The 3,551-nt window shown below is 67.1% G+C and carries 1 protein-coding gene; it reads right to left on the bottom strand.

Annotation, left to right across the window (positions count from 1 at the left end):
* A partial coding sequence (locus UK23_RS49610; protein WP_156213892.1) for an LGFP repeat-containing protein occupies positions 1–3,273 on the bottom strand: 3,273 nt, incomplete at its 3' end.
* Positions 3,274–3,551: the final 278 nt, after the last annotated feature.

The raw sequence follows: 3,551 nt of genomic DNA, 5'->3' as shown, positions 1-3,551 counted from the left end.
GCCGGTCTGCTGCAGGTAGGTGGCGACGGTGGAGCGGATGTACTCGTAAAGACCCGGCGCGCTCGCAGGGTTCTCGGCCGCGTACTCGCGCCAGATGCCGACCGCCTGGACGGACTTCGCTACGGCCTCGTCCCGCTTGCCCTGGCTCCACAACGCCGTCGCCTCCGTGACCAGCCGGCTCGCGGCGGCCGTGTCGCACCTGCCCCACTCGTAGGTCTTGGACTGCGGCGACAGCGCGGCGCGGAAGTCGTAGACGGTGCGCGAGTCGCAGTCGGGGTTGCGGATCTCCAGGTACCCGTTGTTCATGTCGCTGTAGAGCCACGGGCTGCGTGCCAGACCGTTGAACCGCAGGTCCTCGATCTTGCGCTCACCGGCCTGGATGATCATCGGCTGGTGGACCATGTCCTGGGCCTTGCGCAGCACGGTGAAGACGTACGAGCCGTTGTCGGGCGACTTGAACACGTGGAACTCGCCCATGCCGAACACCGCGGGCTGGAACGCGTTGTCGGCGACGATCTTGTCCGCCCACCCGGCGAGGTTGGGCACCTTCGCCTTCTCCACCGCGTACAGGAAGCCGTCGCGTTTGCCGTCGTGGTCGGAGAACCGCAGCGCCACGACGAACCCGAGCTTGCCGCACTTGGCCGTGTCGAGGTCGAGGAACAGCCACCGTTCCCTCTCGACCTTGTCCCCGCACGCCTTGTACATCTCCGGGACGACGAAGTTCGTACCACAGGCGAAGCCGCCGTCCACACAGGTGTTGACCATCCCGCGCTTGTCCGGCTTGTCGCCCATCTGCGTGCCGTCGAACCGGATCAGGTTGTTCCTGACCACCGCCTGGCCGATCTCGTTGTTCGGACCGGTGTTGGGCAGGTTCCGCGTCGGCATCAGCGTGGTCGACTGCGGCGCACCGTAGTTCTCGTTCTTCCCCATCTTCTCGTAGATCTCGTCGTTGCCGTAGCCGCTGTTGAGCCACGCGCCACCGGCCGAGAGCTGGAACGACGGCGACTGCGAGTAGATCTCCACCCCGGGAGACGCGAAGTCCGGTGAGAACGGCACCTTCGGCCGTCCCTCACCGTGGTAGAAGGACGCCTGGAACGTCGCGTCGCGGACCATCGCCTTGCGGATCGCGGTGCGCGGCGGCAGGTAGCGAGTCGTGGAGACGATCACCGATTCGACCGAGTACCACTCGGGGATCAGGTCACGGGCCCGCCAGCCACCCTTGCCCTGCTCGTCCGGCTCGACCAGCCACGGCGACTGCTGCCAGTCCTGGTCGGAGGGCCGGTAGCCGGTCCACATCAGGAAGAAGGCCGTCAGCGGGTCGGAACCGCCCTTGAACCACGTCTTGTTGTTCTCGTCGGTGTTGTTGGTCGTGCGCCGGAACGGTCCCGCGCGGCGCAGTCCGTTGCTGGACAACGAGAACTTCGTGGTGCTGTAGTCCAGGATCGCTCTGGCGGCGTCACGCACGAGCGGGTCGCGCGCGTAGTCGTAGAGGTTCATCAGCGCGTGCAACGAGTACCGCGTGTAGACCCGCGCGTTGTACTCCATGAAGTCGTGCTTCGCGAACTCGTGCAGCATTCTGAGGATGTAGTCGCGTTGCCCGTTGGTGGCGTTGTTGTAGCGCTGGTCGTTGCCGACCGGCAGCCACAGGTCGTTCGCGAGGTACTTGGTGGTCTCGATCATCAGCCGGTGGTTCTCCGACTCCGGGATGATGATGCCCCGGCACAGCTCGCGCTTCTCGTTGAAGTCGTCGGCGGGACCGCGCACGTACATCAGCCGGTCCATGACGTGCCAGAAGGTCTCGGGCCTGAGCAGGTCCCGGTAGCGGAACATCACCGCGGGCAGGGACTTCTGGAACGAGTCGAAGTCGCCGAAACGGGCGTCGCAGTTGAACGGGCCGAACTCCACGCGGTCCCAGCTGGTACCGACGTCGTGCGGCATGATGTTGCGCAGCACCTCGTTCACGTAGTCCAGGCTCGGTTTCTGGCGCGGGCAGGTGAAGTCGGGGCCCTTGATCCGCACCATCTCCAGATGTGCGGTGAGCAGTGCGCCGAGGTCCTCACCGGCGCGCCAGCCGTTGTACAGGTCGAACATGTCGCCGTAGGACGGGCCGTTGGCCTCGACCATGTGCGAGCAGGCGTAGTGCTGCACGGCGGCCGCGCGCCTGCGGTCGAGGGTGAGCAGGCTCTGCTCGGGGTCGGCCGTGGTGGCCTTGTCGAGCTCGGTGTTCCAGGTCGGCCGGATCAGCGCCCAGGTGCTGGCGACATAGGTCGTGCAGCCTGGCGGCGGCAAACCGGGAGTGCTCAGCCCGCAGCCGTAGACCGACACGCTGAAGTCACCGCTTCCGGGCACGACCAGCGAGCCCTCCGACCGCAACCCGCCGTGCAACGTGTCGACCGGTGTGTAGTACTCGCCCTTGATCGTGCCGTCGGTGACCTTCACCAGGAACCCGCGGTACTTCGTGTTCTTGCGGCCCCACTGCACGAGCACGTCGTTCCCGGCGGCGACCGCGGAGATCACTCCGGGCTGCGTCGCGTCGAGGACCCTCGTCAGCACGCCGTTCTCGAACGGCTGCCGCACACCACGCACGCCCGGCGCGAGGTTGGTCTCCACCGCGGAGTCGACCGGGCAGCTGAGCCGACCGTCACGCCCGCCGAACTCGTGCCAGTTCTGCAGCAGTGCGGTACCGACGGCAACGAAGCAGTTGCTCGGCTTCTCGTGGTAGTCGGGGATCGTGATGCCGACGGCGACGGTCTGGCCGCGGTCGGAGTGCGTCTGGTTGTCGTAGCCCTCGACGGTGAACTCGTACCGTCCGGCTCCCTGGGCGACGGTGGTCGTGAAGATGCCCTCGCGCGGGTGCTTGAACGAGACGCCCTGCTCACCCACCGCGATGCCGTTGTAGCTCCACCGCACCACCCAGCTCGGGTGCTCCGGGCCGTCCATCTGCGCCCAGTCGACGGTGACCTCGGCGCCGCGCCGGTAGACGGCGATGACCATGTCCTGGCCGTGCGTGGGCGAGAACGCGATCTCGCCGTTCTCGAAGGTCTGCAGCTTGCCGCGCGGGTTCGGCACGTCCACCGCGTTGGCGGTCGGGCAGCCGAGCACGCCGCGTTCGCCGCGCAGGGCGGCCCAGCGCTTGGCGATCGGGACGTCCACGGCGAACGCGCCACACCGTGTCGGGGCGGCGGTCGCGGCGGAGGCAGGAGCCGCCGGCACGACCGCGACCACGCCGGCGAGCGCCATGGCCACGGCGATCGTCAGTCTGATCCATCTCATGCAGCGGATCCTCACAGCGCGTGTGCGTGCGATATCGGAGTGAAGCCGAAAATGGTCCGCTGAACGGGGCGTTCAGCACCTCACCCGGAGTGCCGTCCCGATGACCGGAACGGATCTGCGGCCCGCACCGGACCTCGGTCAAGGTGCTGGGTTCCAGGCCGGCAAGACGCCGGACGTGGTGCGAGAGCCGGGCGGCCTCACCGCCCCGCTTGCTGTACACGGGTTTGGTGCACTAGTGTCCTGAGTCATTAATTCGTTGGCAGTAGGCGGCGAGCGAC

Origin of the sequence: Lentzea aerocolonigenes (assembly GCF_000955955.1) — a bacterium.
Taxonomy (GTDB): domain Bacteria; phylum Actinomycetota; class Actinomycetes; order Mycobacteriales; family Pseudonocardiaceae; genus Lentzea; species Lentzea aerocolonigenes_A.
The sequence above is the reverse complement of the archived record's forward strand: the minus strand, read 5'-3'. Positions and strand labels throughout refer to the sequence as shown.